We start from the raw sequence: 992 nt of genomic DNA on the forward strand, positions 1-992 counted from the left end.
GGCGTAAACCTAAACAAGAGAAAAATATCGTTACGACATCGTCGATGCTGATTGATGAAGAGGAAAAAATGCCCCCTTCATGCCCACAAGCGTTGAAACGCTTTAAACGTGCAGCATCGCGCTTAGGGATGAACTTAGAGACCATCTCTAAAGATGAAATTTCTCGTTTAGGTGAGTTTGATGGCTTGTTTATTCGTAGCACCACCAACATCAGTAACTTCACCTACCGTTTTGCTAAAACAGCGGAAAAACTGGGCCTAATCGTGATGGACGACTCCGAGTCGATCATGAAATGCACCAACAAAGTCTTTCTCACTGAATTGCTGAAAAMCAACAAAGTGCCCGCGCCAGCGAGCGTTATTTTGAAAACTTTGACCCAGAATGGAAAAGTGATCTGCTCAATGAGCTGGATTTCCCAATGGTGTTGAAGATTCCAGACGGCGCATTCTCACGTGGCGTGGTGAAGGTACGTAACGAAGAAGAGTTGGAAAAAGAAGCGGCAGCGACTGTTTGAAAAAGTGAGCTAWTTTGGCACAAGYCTTTATGCCAACAGACTTTGACTGGCGTATTGGTATTTTGAACCGCCAAGCGATTTTCAGCTGTAAGTACATGATGAGTCGCGGCCATTGGCAAATCTACCAACACCACAATAGTGGCCGAGTGTCGTCCGGTGTTTGAACTTGATTGAACAAGTGCCGAAAAACGTGGTTGATGTTGCGCTCAAAGCCGCCAACTTGATTGGTAACGGTCTGTATGGTGTTGACCTCAAAGAAGTGGATGGCCAAGTGTATGTCATCGAAGTCAATGACAACCCAAGTATTGATCATCACGTTGAAGATGCTTTCCTTGGCGATTTACTCTACGACCGTGTGATGACCGAGTTCTTACGCCGCATTCAAATGCGCGGGTTTTAACATCCCGCTTGAATGCACTTTTAAGCAATAAGCTTTGAATAGCAAAAAGCCACTCCTCGTGAGTGGCTTTGTTGTTTA

Annotated in this window: 1 pseudogene; it reads left to right on the top strand. The window is 45.1% G+C overall.

The features are described 5' to 3' along the window. A pseudogene (locus CIK04_RS27450) lies at positions 1-914 on the top strand (RimK family alpha-L-glutamate ligase); the annotation flags it as partial. Positions 915-992: the final 78 nt, after the last annotated feature.

The organism is Vibrio sp. 03_296 (assembly GCF_002265885.1).